Raw genomic sequence first — 19,314 nt, 5'->3', positions numbered from 1 at the left:
CTCAGCTGGCGGCGAGGAAGCCGGCGATGCGGGCGAGCGCCTGGTTGGCGATGGAGCCGGGGAAGCCGATGAAGACATGGCAGCCGCCGGGATAGACGGCGAGCTCGGCGCGGTTGCCGGCGGCGAGCCAGCGCGGCGCCATGAACAGCGTGTCGTCCAGCAGCGCGTCGCGGGTGCCGATGGTGAACAGCGCCGGCGGCAGGCCGGAGAGATCTGCCTGCAGCGGCGAGATGTCCGGCGTCGCCACGTCGCCGCCCTCGCGCAGGTAATGGCCGACGAAGACGTTGATGTCGCGGGTGTTCAGCACCAGCGGCTCCTCGCCCCAGCGGCGGGCGCTCGGGGTGAGGCCGAGATCGTAGCAGCCGGCGTTCAGGCTGGCGCCGCGGAACGGCGCGAGGCCGTGCCGGTCGCGCAGGCGCAGCAGCGTCGCCACCGCGAGATTGGCGCCCGCGGATTCGCCGCCGATGACGAAGCGGTCGGTGCCGAAGCGGGCCTTGCCCTCGCGCAGCAGCCACAGCGCCGCCGCCTCGCAATCATCCGGCGCCGCCGGCCAGGGCTGCTCCGGGGCCAGCCGGTAATCCACCGAGACCACGGCGAAGCCGGTGCGCTCGACCAGGCGGTGGTTCAGCCCGTCATTCTCGCGCGCCGAGCCGAGACACCAGCCGCCGCCGTGAAGATGCAGGTAGACGCCCTTCGGCGCCTCCGGCGGGGTGTAGAGGCGCAGCGAGACCGGGCCCTGCGGGCCGTCGATCTCCTCCACGCTGGCATAGGGGCTTTCCGGCGCCAGCGGGAAGGGGCCCTTGCCGTCCAGCCGCAGCTTGCGCAGCAGCGCCATGGGGAACACCCAGCGATCCGGCACCGCGCCCAGCGCCTTGACGATGCCGGCATTCACCGCGCGGGTTTCCGGCGACACCGCCGCCGGGTCGAACAGCGCGGGATCGAGGAGGAGGGGGGACGTGTCGCGGCCCGGAAGGGCCGAAGCGGGCGTAGAGCTCTGGGCAGCCATAAGCAGGGTGCGCTCCATGATGGCGTGGGCCGAGGACATCGAGGTCCGACGCAAGGTGGACCTTGGGGGTTCGGATCGAGGCGTGCATCCGGTGCGGTTCCGCCCTATCCAAACCCAGCGGCGCCCATTCGTCCAGTGCAGTGCAGCAAAGGAATGGCCGGCAAGACCTCGATCGGCGGCTTTCGGGCCGGGAGACGCCGGCCAGGACGCCGGCGAAGACGACGGCAGCGGAGGCGGTTGCCGGCCGGAATGCGGTTTTCCGCCCGTTTCCCGCCCGAGCCGCCGATTTTGCCTTGCCTCGCCGCGCGCGGTCGGGCTTTGAGGCCGGACAGCCGAGAGATGCAACCGAGACAGGGAGGCCGGGCCGTGGCCGAGATCCGACAGGGCGAACCGCGCGAGACCCGGGTGACGCGGCGGGTGAGCGCCGAACTCGTCATCGAAACGCCGGGCCGCGGCTTTACCGACATCACCCGCGTGGTGGCGCGGTTCCTCGCCGGGATCGGCGCCGGCGACGGCGAGGTGTCGCTGTTCTGCCGCCACACCTCGGCGTCGCTGACCATCCAGGAAAATGCCGATCCCGACGTGCGGGTCGACCTGCTCGCCGCGCTCGACCGGCTGGCGCCGGAGGATGCCGGCTGGGTGCACGACATGGAGGGGCCGGACGACATGCCCGCCCATGTGAAGGCGGTGCTGACCGGCATCCATCTCGCCATCCCGGTGGTGGAGGGGCGCATGCGGCTCGGCACCTGGCAGGGGATCTACCTGGTGGAGCACCGCGTCCGGCCGCATCGCCGCGAATTGACGGTGGCATTCGTCGGCGATGGCAACTAAAGCTCTTCGTCGGAGACGAATGTTCAAGCCTGCCTCCGACGCGGCCCGGGATAGGGCATCCCGACGCTCATTCAGGCAATGGCAGCGCTTGCATGCGTGGTGCGACCGAACCATGATCGCGGCGGGGCATATGCGACCAATGGCGTATGCCGGCTGAAACCGAGGGGGCCTTTTGCAGGTGGGTACGACGAGTTTCCGGCTGGCCATCGCCGATGACCATCCCTTGTTTCGCGGCGCGCTGCGCGAGGCGGTGACGCGGCAGTTTCCGCAGGCGGAGCTGTTCGAGGCCGGCGGCTTCGAGGATCTCCAAGCGCTGCTGGAGCGCGAGAGCGAGATGGACCTCGTGCTGCTCGACCTCACCATGCCCGGCGTGCGGGGATTTTCCGGGCTGATGTACCTGCGCGCGCAATATCCCGCCATTCCCGTGGTGGTGGTCTCGGCCAATGAGGAGGCCGGGGTGATCCGCCACTGCATGGAGTTCGGCGCCGCCGGCTTCATCCCCAAGACCAGCGCGGTGGAGACCATGCGCGAGGCCATCGGCGCCGTGCTGGAGGGCCGCACCTGGACGCCGCCGGATGTCGACCTCTCCGCCGGCAGCGACCGGGAGGCGGCGGCGCTGGTGGCGCGGCTCGCCACGCTCACCCCGCAGCAGGTGCGGGTGCTGATGATGCTGTCCGAGGGGCTGCTCAACAAGCAGATCGCCTATGAGCTCGGCGTCTCCGAGGCGACGGTGAAGGCGCATGTCTCGGCGATCCTGCAGAAGCTCGGCGTGGAAAGCCGCACCCAGGCGGTGATCGCGGCTTCCAAGATCGAGGCCGGGCAGTGGTCGCAGGTGGCGGGGTAGGGGACCCCGGCGGGCGGCGTTGAGGCCTGGCGCGGAGTGGCCCAAGGGCGCTCCTTTCCTTCCAAAGGCGGCTGGGTTGCTTCTTTTCTGCTCCCTTTCCCTCTCCCCGTTGGGGAGAGGGGGCCCGCGTAGCGGGTCGGTGAGGGGGGCTGACGATTGGGGAGCGAAGAAGGCCCCTCACCCCAGCCCTCTCCGTCAAAATCGGATGTCTCCGATTTTGACCTTATGGAATGCCGAACTCGGCAACAGCCGAGTTCGGTGCGGGGAGAGGGAGCCGGTCGCGCCGGCGGGAGGGCGAGGCGTTTGGGGGCTTGTGGCTCCCAAAATAATGGCTGGGGCCGCTTCTTCCTTCCGAAAGGCGGCTGGGTTGCTTCCTTCCTGCTCCCTTTCCCTCTCCCCGTTGGGGAGAGGTGGCCCGCGCAGCGGGTCGGTGAGGGGCTCTGGCGATCGGGGAGCGAAGAAGACCCCTCACCCCATCCCTCTCCGTCAAAATCGGATGTCTCCGATTTTGACCTTATGGAATGCCGAACTCGGCAACAGCTGAGTTCGGTGCGGGGAGAGGGAGCCGGTCGTGCTGGCGGGAGGGGGCGCTTCGGACGAGGGAACTGGCGAAGGCGAACGCGGGAAGAGCGGAGGCGGCGGGGCGGGCCTATTCCGCCGCCATCCGCGCGGCGCGCCATTGGGCGAGCAGCGCCCTGAGTGCCGCCGGGCGCACCGGCTTGTTCAGCACCTCCATCTCGGTCGCCTTGGCGGTGTCGCGCACCTTCTTCGAGCGGTCGGCGGTGATCAGCACCGCCGGCAGCGACTGGTCGAGCTTCCAGCGCAGATGCTTGGTCGCCTCGATGCCGTCGCCTTCGTCGAGGTGATAGTCGATCAGCAGCACGTCCGGCCGCGCCCGCGCCTCGCGCAGCATGGCGAGCGCGCCGGGCACGTCGGCGGCCTTGAACACCCGGCAGCCCCAGCCCGACAGCAGCGTTTCCATGCCGTCGAGGATCGAGGGGTCGTTGTCGATGCACAGCACCGACAGCCCGTGGAGCCCGGCGACCGGCGCCGCCGCCGCGCGGGGAGCCGGCCCGGCTTCCGCCGGGATCGGCGGGGCGACCGGCAGATCCACCGCGAACATGCTGCCGCGCCCGGTCTGCGAGGCGAGCTCGATGGGATGATCGAGCACGCGGGAGATGCGCTCGACGATGGAGAGCCCCAGCCCCAGCCCGCGCGCCGCCTTGGCGCCCTGGTCGAGGCGCTGGAACTCCTTGAAGATCAGCTTCTGCTTGGATGCGGGGACGCCGAGCCCGGTATCGAACACCTGGATGCGCAGCCGCCCGCGGCCCCGCCGGTGGCGCACGCCGATCAGCACCCGCCCGCGCGGGGTGTATTTGATGGCGTTGGAGATCAGGTTCTGCAAAAGCCGCCGCAGCAGGCGCCGGTCCGAGCGCACCGCCGCCGTGGTGGGGGCGAAGGTGAGGCGCAGGCCCTTTTCCTTGGCGAGCGGCGCGAATTCCACCTCCAGCTGGCGGAACATGTCGTCGAGCCGCAGGGGTGCCAGCTCCGGCTTCATCGCCCCTGTGTCGAGGCGGGAAATGTCGAGCAGGGCGGAGAGGATCTCCTCCACCGCCTCCAGCGAGGCGTCGACATTCTGCGCGAGGCGGACATTCTCCGGGGTGATGGCGCGCTCCACCAGGCTGGTGGCGTAGAGCCGCGCCGCGTTCAGCGGCTGCAGGATGTCGTGCGAGGCGGCGGCGAGGAAGCGCGTCTTGGAGATGTTGGCGTCCTCGGCCTCCGATTTCGCCTGGGCGAGGGCGGTGTTGAGGTGCTCGAGCGCCTTGGTGCGCTCCTTCACCCGCTTCTCCAGCGTCTCGTTGGCGCGCTCCAGCGCCTCGGCGGCCTCCACCGTCGGGGTGATGTCAGTGAAGGTCACGACCACGCCGCCATCGGGCATGGTGTTGACCCGCACCTCCATCACCACGCCGCGCGGCGCCAGGCGCTCCATGAAGCTGGCGTTGCGGCGGGTGAAGCGGGCGAGCCGCTCGCGCACCAGCTCCTCCACCGGGCCGGGGCCGAACAGCCCGCCGCTGGCGCTGACCCGCAGGATCTGGTCGATGCCCACGCCGATGCGCACCGCCTCGGCCGGCAGGTCCAGCATCTCGCCGAACTGCCGGTTCCAGAACACCAGGCGCAGGTCGCGGTCGAACACCGCGATGCCCTGGCGCACATGATCGAGCGCGGTCTGCAGGATCTCGCGATTGTACTGGATGGCGGCGGAGGCATCGTCGAGCAGTTTCAGCGCCGCCTTGGTGGAGACGGTGCGCTTGCGCAGCATCAGCGACAGCACGAGGCGCGAGGAGGCGGCGCCGATCGCCGAGGCGAGCAGGTGCTCGGCATAGCGGATGAGCTGGAAATCCGCCTCGCGGGCGGGATCGAGCGACAGGCCACGCATCGCCGACACGCTCTCGAAGGAGGCGCGGGTGCGTTCCTCGCCGAGATAGCGGGCCACCGTGGCGGTGAGCTCGCCCACCGTGACCGGCGAGCGCCACAGCCGGAAGGACGGCGCCGACGGGCTGCGGTCCGCCTCGACGAAGACGCTGGCCTGCAGCCGCTCGATCGGGCTCGGTTGGCGCATGAGCGACACGGTGACGAAGACGATGAGGTTGACGCTGAGGCTCCACAGCACGCCATGGGTGAGCGGCGCGGCGTGCAGGCCGAGCAGCGCCTGCGGGCGCAGGAAGCCGAGGCCGAACGGGCCTTCCGTCAGCAAAGCGCGGGCCACCAGGCCGGCATCGGCGAGGCTGGGCAGCAGCAGCGTATAGGCCCAGAGCGCCACGCCGGCGGCGATGCCGGCCATCGCCCCCAGCGCGGTGCCGCGCCGCCAGACCAGGCCGAGCAGCAGTGCCGGGCCGAATTGCGCCACCGCGGCGAAGGAGAGCAGGCCGATCTGCGCCAGCTGCGCCTCGCCGGTGATGCGGTAATAGAGATAGGCCAGCAGCAGGATGGCGAAGATCGCCGCCCGCCGCACCAGCAGCAGCTTGTGCCCCATATCCGAGGCCGGCGGCGCGGCGTCGGCGGGCAGGCCGCCCGGCCGCGGCGCGTGGATGGCGGCGGATTCGGCGCTATGGCGTCGCGCGCGCACCAGCAGCGGCATGACGAGATCGTTGGACACCATGACCGCCAGCGCCACCGTCTCGACGATCACCATGGCGGTGGCCGCCGACAGGCCGCCGACGAAGGCGAGCAGCGCGATGCCCTGCGCCCCGGCCGACATCGGCAGGGCGAGCACGTACATGTCGCCGTCGATGAAGCCGGGCGGGAAGGAGACCAGGCCGGCGATGGCGATGGGAATGACGAAGATGTTGATGGCGACGAGATAGGTGGGGAACAGCCAGGCGGCGGTGCGCAGCTCGCCCTCCGAGGTGTTCTCCACCACCGCGACGTGGAACTGGCGCGGCAGCATCAGGATGGCCAGCGCGGAGAGCACCGACATGGTGCCCCAGTCGCCGAGCGAGAAGTGCCGGGTCAGCACCGGCAGTACGTCCCTCTCCTGCGCCTGCGCGACGAGGTCGAACGGCCCGGAGAACATCACGAAGGTGACGAACAGGCCGACGGCGAGGAAGGAGACCAGCTTGACGATGGATTCCGCCGCCACCGCCAGCATCAGGCCTTCCTGGTGCTCGGTGGCGTCGATGTGGCGGGTGCCGAACAGCACCGCGAACACCGCCATCGCCATGGCGACCAGCAAGGCGAGGTCGCCGATGACCGGGTAGTGCAGCCCGAGCCCCTCGAAATCGCCGAGCAGCGCCACCAGCGAGATGGCGACCGCCTTCAGCTGCAGGGCGATGTAGGGCAGCGAGCCGAGGATGGCGACGAGCGCCACCACCGCGGCGACGCCCGGGCTCTTGCCGTAGCGGGCGGCGATGAAATCGGCGATGGAGGTGATGTTCTGCGCCTTGGCGAGGCGCACCAGCCGCAGCAGCAGCGGCACGCCGAGCGCGAACACCAGGATCGGCCCGACATAGATGGTGAGGAAGTCCACCCCCTGCGTGGTGGCGAGGCCGACCGAGCCGAAGAAGGTCCAGGAGGTGCAGTAGACCGCCAGCGACAGCGAATAGATCACCGGCCGGCCGCGAGTGCCCCCCTTGCCGCGCGCCTGCCGGCGATCGCCATAGCTCGCCACGGCGAAGAGGAAGCCGATATAGGCGAGGGCGACGGCGATGATGACCCAGGCCTGAAGCATGGGATCTCCGGTGAGGGGCGGGCGGCGACGTGGCCCTTTATGCGCCCGCCGGGCCGGGCGCGGCAAGCGGGTGGCGGGGGGCGCGGGCGGCGCTGGCTTGCCGCCTTGCGCTACCGGGGTAAGAATATCCGGGCAACGCGGCCATGGGGAGCCGCGCGATTCGGCCGGAGGAAAGAAATGCTCAAGGAATTCCGGGAATTCGCCATGAAGGGCAACGTTGTCGATCTCGCCATCGGCGTGATCATCGGCGCGGCCTTCGGCGCCATCGTCACCTCCATCGTCGGCGACATCTTCATGCCGGTGGTCGGCGCGATTTTCGGCGGCCTCGACTTCTCCAACTACTTCCTGCCGCTCGCCTCCAACGTTACTGCCACCTCGCTGGCCGCCGCGCGCGAGCAGGGGGCGGTGCTGGCCTATGGCCACTTCCTCACCGTGGTGATCAACTTCCTCATCATCGCGTGGATCCTGTTCATGGTGGTGAAGGGGATCAACAGGCTGCACCGCAAGCAGGCCGATGCCCCGCCGCCGCCGGCGCCGCCGACCAAGGAAGAGGTGCTGCTGGGCGAAATTCGCGACATCCTCGCCCGCAAGGCCTGAGGCCCGCCCGGCGACCGCCCCGCACCGGGGCGTCGCCGGGGCACGGAGCCGGTGTGGAGCCGCGATACGGGCGGCGCGCGGGGTGTCCCGTGCGACGTTCCGTGCGGTGCCGGATGGGATGGCGGCTCGGGGGGCTTTCGGCTTCGTCGATTTTCCGTTCTGTCGTCATCCCGGCCGACGCGTGACGCCTGCGGGCGGCTTTGCCCATGCTTCTCAGGGCGCTCTGGCTGTCGTCGGGGATGGCGGGGGCTGTTCCGCATTCGGTCGTTGTTGCTTGCCTCGAAAGCTCCGGGGCGGGACGCATGCTGCTTCCGAAAGGCGGCCGGAGCCGTTGCTTTCCTTCCGAAAGGAGGCTGAGGGCTGCCTCCTTCCTGTCCCCTTTCCCTCTCCCCATTGGGGAGAGGTGCCCCGTGCCGCGGGTCGGTGAGGGGGTCTGGCGATTGGGGGGCGAAGAAGGCCCCTCACCCCACCCCTCTCCCCAATGGGGAGAGGGAGCTGGTTGCGCTGGCGGAGAGGGCGGGACGTTCGGGGCCTTGCTGCTCCCGAAATGATGGCTGGGGCCGTTTCCTTCCTTCCGAAAGACGGCTGAAGGGCTGCCTCCTTCCTGTCTCCTTTCCCTCTCCCCATTGGGGAGAGGTGGCCCGCGCAGCGGGTCGGTGAGGGGGTCTGACGATTGGGAAGCCGGGAAGAGCCCTCACCCCAGCCCTCTCCCCGACGGGGAGAGGGCGCCGGTCGCGCCGGCGGAGAGGGCGAGGCGTTCGGGGGCTTGTGGCTTCCAAAAGGCGGCTGAGGGGCGTTTCCTTCCTGCTCTCTTCCCTCTCCCCGCTGGGGAGAGGTGGCCCGCGCAGCGGGTCGGTGAGGGGGGCTGACGATCGGGAAGAGGTGAAGACCCCTCACCCCGGCCCTCTCCGTCAAAATCGGATGTCTCCGATTTTGACCTTATGGAATGCCGAACTCGGCAAAAGCCGGGTTCGGTGCGGGGAGAGGGGGCCGGTCGCGCCGGCGGGCGGGGCGTTCGGAGGCGGGGCGCGCGTGGGCGGTGGCGGTCGGTGCGCGGCGGCGCCTCTAGGCAAGCGCTTTCGCCCTGTGATAGTCCGCCAGCTTCGACAGGCGTGGCAGGAACGACATGACGCGGCGTGTGCTTGTGACCGGCGGGGCCGGCTTCATCGGATCGGCAGTGGTGCGCCGGCTCGTCAGGGACGGCTGGGAGGTGCTGAATGTCGACAAGCTCACCTATGCCGGCAACCTCGCCTCGCTGAACGAGATCGACAACCGGCCGAACTACCGCTTCCTCAAGGCCGATATCGGCGATGGACGGGCGATGCGCGAGGCGCTGGACACGTTCCGCCCCGACCTCGTGATGCATCTCGCCGCCGAATCCCATGTCGACCGCTCGATCGACGGGCCGGGCGACTTCATCCAGACCAATGTGGTCGGCACCTTCAACCTGCTGCAGGAGGCGCTGCGCTACTGGCGCGGGCTCGACGCCGGGGCGCAGAAGGGCTTCCGCTTCCACCACATCTCCACCGACGAGGTGTTCGGCTCGCTGGGCGCCGACGGGCTGTTCCGCGAGGACACGCCCTACCAGCCCAACTCGCCCTATTCGGCCTCCAAGGCGGCCTCCGACCATCTGGTGCGGGCGTGGTTCCACACCTATGGCCTGCCGGTGGTGATGTCGAACTGCTCGAACAATTACGGGCCGTACCATTTCCCCGAGAAGCTGATCCCGCTCACCATCCTCAACGCGCTGGAGGGCAAGCCGCTGCCGGTCTATGGCCGCGGCGAGAATGTGCGCGACTGGCTCTATGTCGACGACCACGCCGCCGCGCTGGAGCTGATCGCCACCACCGGGCGGCTCGGCGAGAGCTACAATGTCGGCGGCAACAATGAGCGCCGCAACATCGATGTCGTCCGCACCATCTGCGCCATCATGGACCGGGTGGTGCCGGATGCGCGGATCGGCGCGCGCGAGGCGCTGATCGCCTTCGTCACCGACCGGCCGGGACACGATGCGCGCTACGCCATCGACGCCGGCAAGCTGAAGGACGAGCTCGGCTGGACGCCGGCCGAGACCTTCGAGACCGGCATCGAGAAGACGGTGCGCTGGTATCTCGACAACGCCTCCTGGTGGGAGCCGCTGAAGGCGCGCTACGACCGCGCCCGGCTGGGCACCGCCGGCTAGCGGCCCGCTGGCGGCGGGCTCCGGGCGCCGGGCTAGCGGCGGCGGGCCAGCCACACGGTGTGGCCGCCGCAGCCGGGGTCTTCCGCGCGGTGGGCGACGAGGTCGAAGCCGGCTTCGTCCAGCCGCGCGCGGTATTCCGCCGGATCGAGGCTGGCATGGTAGAGCGGCTCGCCCTCGAGCGTGCCGATCGCCTCGCCCGCCGCCGGGCCGGAGGTGAACAGCAGCGGCGCGCCGGGCTCGGCATGGGCGGCGAAGATCGCGAACATCCGGCGCTGGTCGCCCGGCGACAGGTGGAAGAAGCTGTCCCAGGCGATCAGCCCGCCGAAACGGCGGCCCAGCGCGAGTTCGCGCATGTCGGCGACGCGGGCCTCGGCCTCCGGCAGGTTGGCGCGGAACAGCGCGATCATCTCCGGCGCGCTGTCGATGCCGGTGACGCGATGGCCGTGCGCGACGAGGTGGCCGGCAATGGGAAGGCCGGGGCCGCAGCCGATGTCGAGAAGGGCGGCACCGGGCGTGACGAGAGCCAGGAACCGCGCGAGCCACGCCTCCTCCATCAGCCAGGCGCCCGGCGGCATCGCGGTGCGCGCGCCGGCCCAGGCTTGCGCATGGCGGCGGTAGAGATCGACGATCCGGTCGGAGAGGTCGGTCACGGGGCGTCGTCCTGTCTCGGCTTTCGCAGGCGCCGCGGCCGGAAATCCACGGCCGGCCGAAAGCGACGTCCGGCGTGAGCCCGGCTTGCGCGACACGGGCTTACGCGACACCGGCGCGTTTCACAACGGACGACCGTTTACCCGCGCCGCGCCGCCATCGGGCCTGCGGGCGGGATGGGGACGCGCGGTGCCGGCGAGCGGTGCCGTCCATCACCACCGCAGATGGGTCGTCGCACAGCTTTTGATGAATGGGACGCCGCGGCGCGGCTATGGTAGGAGCGTCGCCGAACCAGCCGGGAAGCCCTCATGTCCGTCGCCGCCAGCCCCTTCGTGCCGAGCCCCTCGCTCCTCGACTTCGTGCGTCCGCAGGCATTGGCGCTGCCGGAGAGCGGCATCGTCGAGGTGTTCAACTACGGGCGCACCCGCGAGGGGCTGATCCCGCTCTGGGCCGGGGAGGGCGACCTGCCGACGCCGGCCTTCATCAGCGAGGCGGCGACCCGCTCGCTCGCCGCCGGCGAGACCTTCTACACCTGGCAGCGCGGCATTCCCGACCTGCGCGCCGCCATCGCCCGCTACATGACGAAGCTCTACGGCATCGCCGAGGACCCGGAACGCTATTTCGTCACCGGCTCGGGCATGCACGCCATCCAGATCGCGCTGGCGCTCACCGTCGGCGCCGAGGAGGAGGTGATCATCCCCTCGCCGGAATGGCCCAATGCCGCGGCGGCGGCGCAGGCGGCCGGGGCGCGGCCGGTCTTCGTGCCGTTCGGCTTCGATCCGGCGGAGGGCTTCTCGCTCGATCTCGGCCGGCTGGAGGACGCGGTGAGCCCGCGCACCCGCGCCATCTTCATCAACTCCCCGGCCAACCCGACCGGCTTCGTCGCCTCGCACGAGGTGCTGGCCGGCGTGCTCGACATCGCCCGCCGCCACGGGCTGTGGATCATCGCCGACGAGATCTATGGCCGCTTCTACTACGAGGCCGGCGAAGGCGGGCGCGCGCCCTCCTTCCATGACGTGATGGAGCCGGAGGACCGCATCCTGTTCCTGCAGACCTTCTCGAAGAACTGGGCGATGACCGGCTGGCGCATGGGCTGGCTGGAGGCGCATCCCTCGCTCGGCGACGTCATCGAGAACCTGATCCAGTACACCAATTCCGGCGTCGCCGCCTTCATGCAGCGCGGCGGCGTGGCGGCGCTGGAGCGCGGCGAGAGCTTCGTCGCCCACCAGATCGAGCGGGCGCGGCGCGGGCGCGACATCGTCGCCGACGGGCTGCTGCCCACCAACCGGGTGCGGCTCGCCCGGCCGCCGGGGGCGTTCTACGCCTTCTTCGGCGTCGAGGGCGAAACCGACATGCGCCAGCTGGCGCTGAAGCTGGTCGACGAGGCCAATATCGGCCTGGCGCCGGGCACCGCCTTCGGGCCGGGCGGCGAGGACTTCATCCGCCTGTGCTTCGCCCGCGGCGAGGCGCAGCTGGCCGAGGCGACCCGCCGCCTCGCGGCCTGGCTGACCCGCTGAGCCGAAGGCGGCCGCCGGACACCCCATGTCTGGTGATGCCGGCGGCTTTGCATTACCCATGGGATGAAGAGGCGCGCCGGGCGGCGTCGCGTCAGGCGGGGCGGGGACGGACCATGGACGACACGGGCGAGCGCTTCATTCCCGGGACCGCCGGCAGCATCGCCGCCGAGCATCAGCACCGCTACGCCTTCGCCGCCGGGCTGATCGCCGGGGGCGCGGTGCTGGATGTCGCCTGCGGCGAGGGCTACGGCGCCGCGTTCCTCGCCCGCCATGCCGGTCGGGTGGTGGGCGTCGATCTCGACGCGCAGGCGGTCGCCCACGCCGCCCGCCGCTATGCCGGCATCGGCAATCTCGGCTTCGAGGCCGGCGACGTCGGCGCGCTGCCCTTTCCCGACCACAGCTTCGACGCGGTGGTGAGCTTCGAGACCGTCGAGCATGTCGCCGATCCGCGCCGGGCGCTCGCCGAGCTCCGAAGGGTGCTGAAGCCGGGCGGGACGCTGATCGTCTCCACCCCCGACCGCGACGTCTATTCCGGCGTCCTCAACAACCGCAACCAGTTCCACCTCGCCGAGCTGTCGGCCGGCGAGTTCGAGGGCGAGCTGCGCCGGCTCTTCGCGCATGTCGCGCTGCGCGGGCAGGCGGTCGGGCTCGCCTCGATGATCGCCGCCGCCGACGAAAGGGCCGGGGCCGCCGACATGTGGTGGCTGCACGGCGAGGCGCCGGCGCGGGCGCCGCTGCCGCCGGCCCGGCCGGTGTTCCTGCTCGCCGTCTGCTCCGATGCGCCGCTGGCGGTGCCGGCGGATTCGGTTCTCATCGACGGCGGTGCCAGCGGCGCCGGGGCGATCGAGACGCTGCAGGCCTGGGGCAACGAGCTGGCCGGCACGCTGGATGGCGTGCGCCGGCAGGCCATCGCCGATTATGACGGCCTCACCGCGCAGGTGGCGGCCTTGCAGGCGGCCGGCGCGGAGAAGGATGGACGGCTGGCCGGCCAGGAGGCGACGCTGCGCGAGCAATTGCGCATTCTCGACGAGCGGCAGGCGCTGATCCAGGCGCAGGCGGCGGTGATCGCCGAGCAGCGCGAGGCCCACCTGTCGCAGCTGCGCCGGCTCGCCGAGAAGGACGAGGTGCTGGCGCGCGAGATCGACCGGCTGAAGAGCGCCGTCGAGGCCGAGCGCCGGGCGCGGCTGGCGCAGGCGGAGGCGGCGCACCGGCAGGAGATCGTCGCGCTGGAGGAGGAGTGCCGGGAACTGCGCGCACGCTGCCAGGCGGCGGAGCGGGAGCGGGCCGAGCTCGCCGCCGGCATGCCGCCGCGGATCGAGCAGGCCGAGCAGCTGGTTCTCGCCCTGCATGCCGCCCATGGCGAGGAGGCCCGGGCGCTCTCGATCCGCTCCAAGACCCTGCGGCAGCGGCTGGTCTCCTGCGTGCCCTCGCGCCTGCGCAAGCGGCTGCGGCTGAACGGGCGCACCGGGCGCGAGCGGCGCGCCGGCGCCGTGGCGCAGGCGGCGGCGCAGCGGGCCGCCGGGCTGGCGCAGGACTGCCTCGCCCAGTGCCGGGAGCTGCGCCACCTGATCACCGCTCCGCTCGCCGCATGGGAGGCGGCCGAACCCGCGCCGCCCGTGGAGCCGAGCGCCGAGACGGCGGAGATCGCGCCGCGGGTGCCCGATCCGCAGGACGACGATATCCGGCTGCTGGAATCCAGCGCGCTGTTCGACAGGGCCTGGTATGCCGAGACCCATGGCGTCGAGCCGCACGAGGCGGCGCGGCACTATCTCGACACCGGCTTTCGCCAGGGCGCCAATCCCAGCCTGCTGTTCAGCACTGCCGATTATTTCCGCGGCAACCGCGACGTACCCTCCGACCAGAACCCGCTGCTGCACTATTTGCGCCACGGCCTCCGCGAGGGACGCTCGCTGCATGCGCCGAGCGCGGCCTTGTCCGACACGCTGCCCGACCGGTTCTGGCGCTACGGCCTGCGCCCCGCGCCGGCCGAGCAAGGCGCGGGGCTGCACGGCTGAGCCGCCGGCCGTCGCGCCGCCGCGGGCGCGCTTCCGTGACGAGGCGTCCGCCGGCTCAGCGGCCGCGGAAGGAGCGCGCCACCTGATCGGTGAGCGGCTTGACCAGATAGGACAGCACGGTGCGGTCGCCGGTCTTGATGAAGGCCTCGAGCGGCATGCCCGGCACCAGCTTCAGCCCGTCGAGCCGGGCCAGCTCCTTCGGCGGCAGGGCGATGCGCACGGAATAGAAGCCCTCGCCGGTGACGGGGTCCGGCACGATGTCCGCCGAGATGCGGCTGACGGTGCCGTTGAGCTCCGGCGTCTCCCATTGCGCGCCGGCGGAGAGGCGGATCACCGCCGGCTGGCCGATCGCCAGCTGGTCGATGAAGGGCGGTGCCACCCGCGCCTCGGCCTCCAGCTGGTCGTTCTTCGGCACCACCAGCATGATCGGCTCGCCGGGGCCCACCACGCCGCCGATGGTATGGACGGCCAACTGGTGCACGGTGCCGTCCTGCGGGGCGCGGATCTCGACGCGGCTGAGCTGGTCCTGCGCGGTGACGATGCGCTCGCGTGTCTCCGACAGCTTGGCGCGGATGTCGGCGAGCTCGGTGGCGACCTCGCTGCGCATGTCCTGGTCGATCTGCAGGATCTGCAGCTCGGTCTCGACGATGCGGCCCTTGGTCTGGGCGATGTTGGCGATCAGCAGGCCCTTCTCTCCCTCCAGCCGCGCGGCGTCGCGCTCCAGCGCGGTGACGCGCTGAATGGAGACGAGATTGTCGGTCCAGAGCTGGCGCACGCTCTTGAGCTCGGTGCCGATCAGCGCGATCTCCCGGTCCTTGGAGCCGAGCTGGAAGTCGAGGCCGCGTATCTCCTCCCCGAGCTGGGCGATGCGCTCCTTCAGCTGCGCCTTGCGGCCCTCGCGCAGGAAGCGGCGGGTCTCGAACAGCTTGCGCTCGCCGACGAGGATGCGCTCGACATCGGGGTGCTCGGCGCGGGCGCGCAGCTCCGGCGCGAAGCCGAGCTCGGCGATGCCGTCGCGCTCGGCCTCGTTGCGGGCCTGCCGGGCCTGCAGCTCGTCGAGATTGTTGGCGAGGATGGCGAGATTGGCCTCGGCCACCGTCTTGTCGAGGCGCAGCACCACGTCGCCGGCACGCACCTCGTCGCCTTCCTTCACCAGCAGCTCGCCGACGATGCCGCCGGTGGGGTGCTGCACCTTCTTGAGGCTGGAATAGACCACGAGCTGCCCGGGCGCGATGACGGCGCCGGAGATCTGCGTCGCCACCGCCCAGCCGCCGACGCCGAACACCACGGCGACGACCAGAGCGAGCCCCAGGGCGAGATGGCGGCGGATGGAACGATGGGGGCCGGCCGGCGTCGGATCGCTCACGGCAGCAGGCCCTCCTTCTCGGCCGGCTCCGCGCCGGCGGCTCCGGCCCCGGCGCCCGGCCGCGGCGGACGCTCGCCGCGCCCGCTCATCACGACGACGTCGGCACCGCCGGCCGGCACCGGAGCGGCGGCGGGCTGCGCGAGCTTGCGCAACACCTGCTCCTTGGGGCCGAAGGCGCGGAGGCGGCCTTCCTGCATCACCAGCAGCCTGTCGATGCTGGCCAGCGCGCTGTGGCGGTGCGCGACGATGACGACGATGCCGCCGCGCGCCCGCACCCCGGCCACCGCCTGGTTGAGCGCCGCCTCGCCATCGGCGTCGAGATTGGAGTTCGGCTCGTCGAGCACCACCAGGAAGGGCGCGCCGAACAGCGCCCGCGCCAGGGCGATGCGCTGGCGCTGGCCGGCGGAGAGCGCGGCGCCGCCCTCGCCGATCGGCGTCTCGTAGCCCTGCGGCAGGCTGAGGACGAGCGCATGCACCCCGGCCGCCTCCGCCGCGGCGATGATCGCGCCATGGTCGGGATCGGGGTGGAAGCGGGCGATGTTCTGCGCCACCGTGCCGGCGAACAATTCGACGTCCTGCGGCAGATAGCCGATGGCGGCGCCGAGGTCGTCGAACCGCCACTGCTCGAAGGCGGCGCCGTCGAGCCGCACCTTGCCGCGCGCCGGCTGCCAGACGCCGACCAGCGCCCGTACGAGGCTGGACTTGCCCGAGCCGGAGGGGCCGACGACGCCGAGGCACTGGCCGGCCTCCAGCGTGAAGCCGACCTCCTGCACCACCAGCCGGCGGCTGCCGGGCGGGGCGACGGAGATGGCCTCCACCGCCAGCGTCCTGTGGGGCCGGGGCAGCGCGATCGGCTCGCCGGCGGCGGGGAAGGCCCGGAGCAGCTCGCCGAGCCGCTTCCAGCCCTGGCGGGCGGCGACGAAGCCCTTCCAGTGCGCGATGGCGAGCTCCACCGGCGCCAGCGCCCGCGCGCTGAGGATGGAGGCGGCGATCATGATGCCGGCGCTCGCCTCGCCGCGGATGACCAGCCAGGCGCCGACGCCGAGCACGGTGGATTGCAGCGCGAGGCGCAGCCCCTTGGACAGCGAGCCGAGCCCGTTGCCGATATCGGCGGCGCGCTGCTGCTGCAGGGTGTAGCGCCGGTTCGCCTCCGCCCAGACGGTGCCGAAGCGCTCGGTCATCGCCATGGCGGCGAGCACCTCGGCATTGCGCCGCCCGACCTCCGACAGCGCGTTGCGCGCCGTCATCTCCAGCATGGCCTGGCGCACCGGCTTGCGGGTGGTCATCTCGGTGACGGCGGTGAACGCCACGAGCACGAGGCAGCCGGCGAGCGCGGTGACGCCGATGAGCGGGTGGAACAGGAAGCAGATGACGAGGTAGAGCGGCATCCACGGCAGGTCGAACAGCGCGGTCGGGCCGAGGCCGGAGAGGAAGCCGCGCAGCTGGTCGAGATCGCGCATCGGCTGCAGGCCGTCGCCGGCCGGCACCGCGCGCAGCGGCGCCCGCACCACCGCGGCATAGACCCGCGCGCCGATCCCCTCGTCGAGGGCGAGGCCGATGCGCGACAGGATGCGCAGGCGCAGAATGTCGAGCGCCACCTGGAAGGCGTAGAGCATCGCCGCGAGGAGGGCGATGCCGACCAGGGTGGGAATGCTGCGGCTGGGCAGCACCCGGTCATAGACCTCCAGCATGAAGATCGAGCCGGTGAGGTAGAGGATGTTGATGACGCCGGTCATCAGCCCGATGCCGATGAAGGCCGTGCGGCAGGCCTGCATGGCTTTGGCGAGGTCGGAAGTCATGAGGCGACTACCCTGCTGACGGGCGGGCCATGCCCGATACGGATTGATCCATGGTGCCGAACGGCAGGCAGCGCATGGTCCTGCGCGTAGTTGTAGATGACGCCCTCTTCTTGCGCTATATCCGGCAAGCCAGTTGAAAACCAGTATCTTGTGAGTGGCGCGAGACGTTCGTCCTGTCGGGCTGACGTATCCATGTGTCGGCCTGGTCGAGCGATGTCCTGCGCAACCGGAGCCGGCGTTCGGGCGAGCGACCATGTCGACTGTTATCAGGTGCAGCGGGAAATCGCATTATGGCTGATGTGGTGAATGTCGACCCGACGGGCGATGATTATATCGATGGTATTCTTGCTGGGTTCAAATGGGAAGGCAAGACTACATACAGTGCGTGGGGTTATAATCCGGCCATTGGCTGGCTGGTTTCTACGGGAGGAGACCACGGTCTTCTCAACCGCGAACCGCCTCATCACTACAGTGACGAGATTGATGATTATGTTTATTATAACAATGGAAATTTGAGGTTCACGCATGAAGAAATCGCGGGTGGGCCTTTTGATGTTTCCCCGGTCATTGTTGAAGATGAGGTCGACCCATGGCTGGGCGGGCAGGCCGTTCATATTGACATACGATTCAATTGGCTGTGGAGGGGAACCGCTCGGGATCTGGGTTCTCCCAGCGCCGGCGATTTCGCCTATCTCATCCACGCACAGGCGCTTGGCTACACGCGAGGCCTGAAGCTGACAAGCGCGCCCGGCGGCGTGAGCGATGTTGTCGTGCCCGAGGACAAGGATTCTCTCGAATATACTGTAATGAGCCAGCGCTCTTATGTCGGTGGGCCGGCCGATCTCTATGATGTGGGCGAAGAACGCGATTTTCCTCAGACGTTCATGCGGCTCGATATTCTGGCGTTGCAAACGCTCTACGGAGCGGAGTACGGCAGAAACAGCAGTGATAGTGTTTATCGCTGGAATTCCGAAACCGGACGGATGACCGTAAACAATTCTGCGCAAGGTTCGATGCCGGGTTACAACAAGATATACATGACTCTCTGGGATGGCGGAGGGGTGGATACGTATAGTTTTCTCAATTACGATGAGGGTGTATCCGTCGATCTGTCGCCCGGCGGGGTCAGTCTTTTTTCGCAGGAACAGCTGGCCTATCTTGGCGACGGCGTCTATGCGCAGGGCAATGTCTACAATGCCTATCTTTTCAATGACAATCCGGCCTCGCTGATCGAGAACGCCATCGGCGGCTCCGGCAACGACACGCTGCGCGGCAACGTCGCCGACAACATCCTCAATGGCGGCGGCGGCGCCGACACCATGATCGGCCTCGCCGGCAATGACAGCTATGTCGTCGACTATGTCGGCGACGTGGTGGTCGAGGCGGCGGGCGAGGGCACGGACACCGTCTATGTGCGAGCCACCGGCTATGTGCTGCCGGCCCATGTCGAGCAGGCCAAAATCGAGGAAGGCTATGGCAATGTCGAGATCTGGGGCAATGCCGAGGCCAATCTGCTCGCCGGCAATGCCGGCAATAACGCGCTTCATGGCGGGGCGGGAGCTGACGTGCTCTACGGCATGGCCGGTGCCGACACCCTCGATGGCGGCACCGGGCCGGACCAGATGATCGGTGGTCTCGGTAGCGATACCTATGTCGTCGACCACCTCTCCGACGTCGTCTACGAGGCGCCGGGCGAGGGCGTTGACACGCTGTGGACCTCGGTCAATCGCGGGCTCGACGCCGATTTCGAGAACATCGTGCTGTTCGGGGCGGCGACCGATGCCGGCGGCAACGGCAAGGCCAACATCGTCACCGGCAGCGAGCTGGCTAATAATCTCTATGGCGGCGGCGGCGCGGACAGCCTCTATGGCAAGAACGGCAATGACCGGCTGTTCGGCGAGGACGGCAACGACTACATGACCGGCGGCAAGGGGACCGACGCTTATTATGGCGGTACCGGCTACGATTATGCGATCCTGGAGGAAGGCGGCGGGGTGGATTACTTCGTCGACTGGAATGCGAGCCGCGACCGGGTGGTGTTCGACAGCGCGATCTTCGCCTCGATCGGGGCGGCGATGGATGCGGCGTTCCAGAACGGCACCGACGTGGTGATCTGGGACGGCAGCGACGGCATCGTGTTGCAGAACGCCAGGCTGGCCGACCTCACGACGAGCAACTTCCTCATCGCGTGAGGCATCCTCCCGCATCGCGCCTCTCGCTGCCCGTGCGAGGGCGGCGGAGCCGGGCTGTCGACGCCTGCGTCGAGCCATGCGCGCGATCG

The 19,314-nt window shown here is 69.9% G+C and carries 12 protein-coding genes; 7 read left to right on the top strand and 5 right to left on the bottom strand.

Annotated elements, in window-relative coordinates; all coding sequences use genetic code 11:
- Window position 1: 1 nt before the first annotated feature.
- Window positions 2-1,006, bottom strand: coding sequence for an alpha/beta hydrolase (locus tag KHC19_RS03975; protein ID WP_213350740.1), 1,005 nt, complete (start codon window positions 1,004-1,006; stop codon window positions 2-4).
- Between the two features lie 366 nt (window positions 1,007-1,372).
- Here KHC19_RS03975 and KHC19_RS03970 point away from each other — a divergent pair, with 366 nt between their 5' ends.
- Window positions 1,373-1,837 carry a secondary thiamine-phosphate synthase enzyme YjbQ gene (locus tag KHC19_RS03970; protein WP_343207642.1) on the top strand — a complete coding sequence of 155 codons (465 nt, stop codon included), beginning with the start codon at window positions 1,373-1,375 and terminating at the stop codon, window positions 1,835-1,837.
- A gap of 178 nt (window positions 1,838-2,015) precedes the next feature.
- A complete protein-coding gene (locus KHC19_RS03965; RefSeq protein WP_378296120.1) occupies window positions 2,016-2,681 on the top strand; it encodes a response regulator transcription factor in 666 nt (221 codons plus the stop codon).
- Window positions 2,682-3,330: 649 nt separating this feature from the next.
- Here the strand turns inward: KHC19_RS03965 and KHC19_RS03960 are convergent.
- Window positions 3,331-6,909: a PAS domain-containing hybrid sensor histidine kinase/response regulator gene (locus KHC19_RS03960; RefSeq protein WP_213350736.1), complete on the bottom strand. Its 3,579-nt coding sequence runs from the start codon at window positions 6,907-6,909 to the stop codon at window positions 3,331-3,333.
- Between the two features lie 177 nt (window positions 6,910-7,086).
- On the opposite strand from KHC19_RS03960, the gene mscL reads away from it, so the two are divergent.
- Complete coding sequence (gene mscL, locus KHC19_RS03955; protein WP_213350734.1) at window positions 7,087-7,506, top strand: large conductance mechanosensitive channel protein MscL; 420 nt, start codon at window positions 7,087-7,089, stop codon at window positions 7,504-7,506.
- 1,126 nt (window positions 7,507-8,632) lie between these two features.
- Window positions 8,633-9,688 carry a dTDP-glucose 4,6-dehydratase gene (gene rfbB / locus KHC19_RS03950; RefSeq protein WP_213350732.1) on the top strand — a complete coding sequence of 352 codons (1,056 nt, stop codon included), beginning with the start codon at window positions 8,633-8,635 and terminating at the stop codon, window positions 9,686-9,688.
- Between the two features lie 32 nt (window positions 9,689-9,720).
- Here the strand turns inward: rfbB and KHC19_RS03945 are convergent, their stop codons facing one another.
- Window positions 9,721-10,338: a class I SAM-dependent DNA methyltransferase gene (locus KHC19_RS03945; RefSeq protein ID WP_213350730.1), complete on the bottom strand. Its 618-nt coding sequence runs from the start codon at window positions 10,336-10,338 to the stop codon at window positions 9,721-9,723.
- A 306-nt stretch (window positions 10,339-10,644) separates the two neighbouring features.
- Here KHC19_RS03945 and KHC19_RS03940 point away from each other — a divergent pair, with 306 nt between their 5' ends.
- Entirely contained in the window at window positions 10,645-11,853 is a 1,209-nt protein-coding gene (locus KHC19_RS03940; protein WP_213350729.1) for a pyridoxal phosphate-dependent aminotransferase, read from the top strand.
- Window positions 11,854-11,966: 113 nt separating this feature from the next.
- Window positions 11,967-13,868: a class I SAM-dependent methyltransferase gene (locus tag KHC19_RS03935; protein WP_213350727.1), complete on the top strand. Its 1,902-nt coding sequence runs from the start codon at window positions 11,967-11,969 to the stop codon at window positions 13,866-13,868.
- A 55-nt stretch (window positions 13,869-13,923) separates the two neighbouring features.
- Here KHC19_RS03935 and KHC19_RS03930 read toward each other — a convergent pair whose 3' ends face one another.
- Both KHC19_RS03930 and KHC19_RS03925 read right to left on the bottom strand, forming a co-directional pair.
- Window positions 13,924-15,234, bottom strand: coding sequence for an HlyD family type I secretion periplasmic adaptor subunit (locus KHC19_RS03930; RefSeq protein ID WP_213350726.1), 1,311 nt, complete (start codon window positions 15,232-15,234; stop codon window positions 13,924-13,926).
- Window positions 15,231-17,033, bottom strand: coding sequence for a type I secretion system permease/ATPase (locus KHC19_RS03925; RefSeq protein ID WP_213350725.1), 1,803 nt, complete (start codon window positions 17,031-17,033; stop codon window positions 15,231-15,233). Before KHC19_RS03925 ends, KHC19_RS03930 begins: the two co-directional genes overlap by 4 nt.
- A 290-nt stretch (window positions 17,034-17,323) precedes the next feature.
- Between KHC19_RS03925 and KHC19_RS03920 the strand changes: the two genes are divergently transcribed.
- Window positions 17,324-19,225, top strand: coding sequence for a M10 family metallopeptidase C-terminal domain-containing protein (locus tag KHC19_RS03920; protein ID WP_213350724.1), 1,902 nt, complete (start codon window positions 17,324-17,326; stop codon window positions 19,223-19,225).
- The last annotated feature ends 89 nt before the right edge of the window (window positions 19,226-19,314 follow it).

Origin of the sequence: Ancylobacter oerskovii, assembly GCF_018390555.1 — a bacterium.
GTDB lineage: Bacteria > Pseudomonadota > Alphaproteobacteria > Rhizobiales > Xanthobacteraceae > Ancylobacter > Ancylobacter oerskovii.
This window is presented reverse-complemented; position numbering and strand designations above follow the sequence as displayed.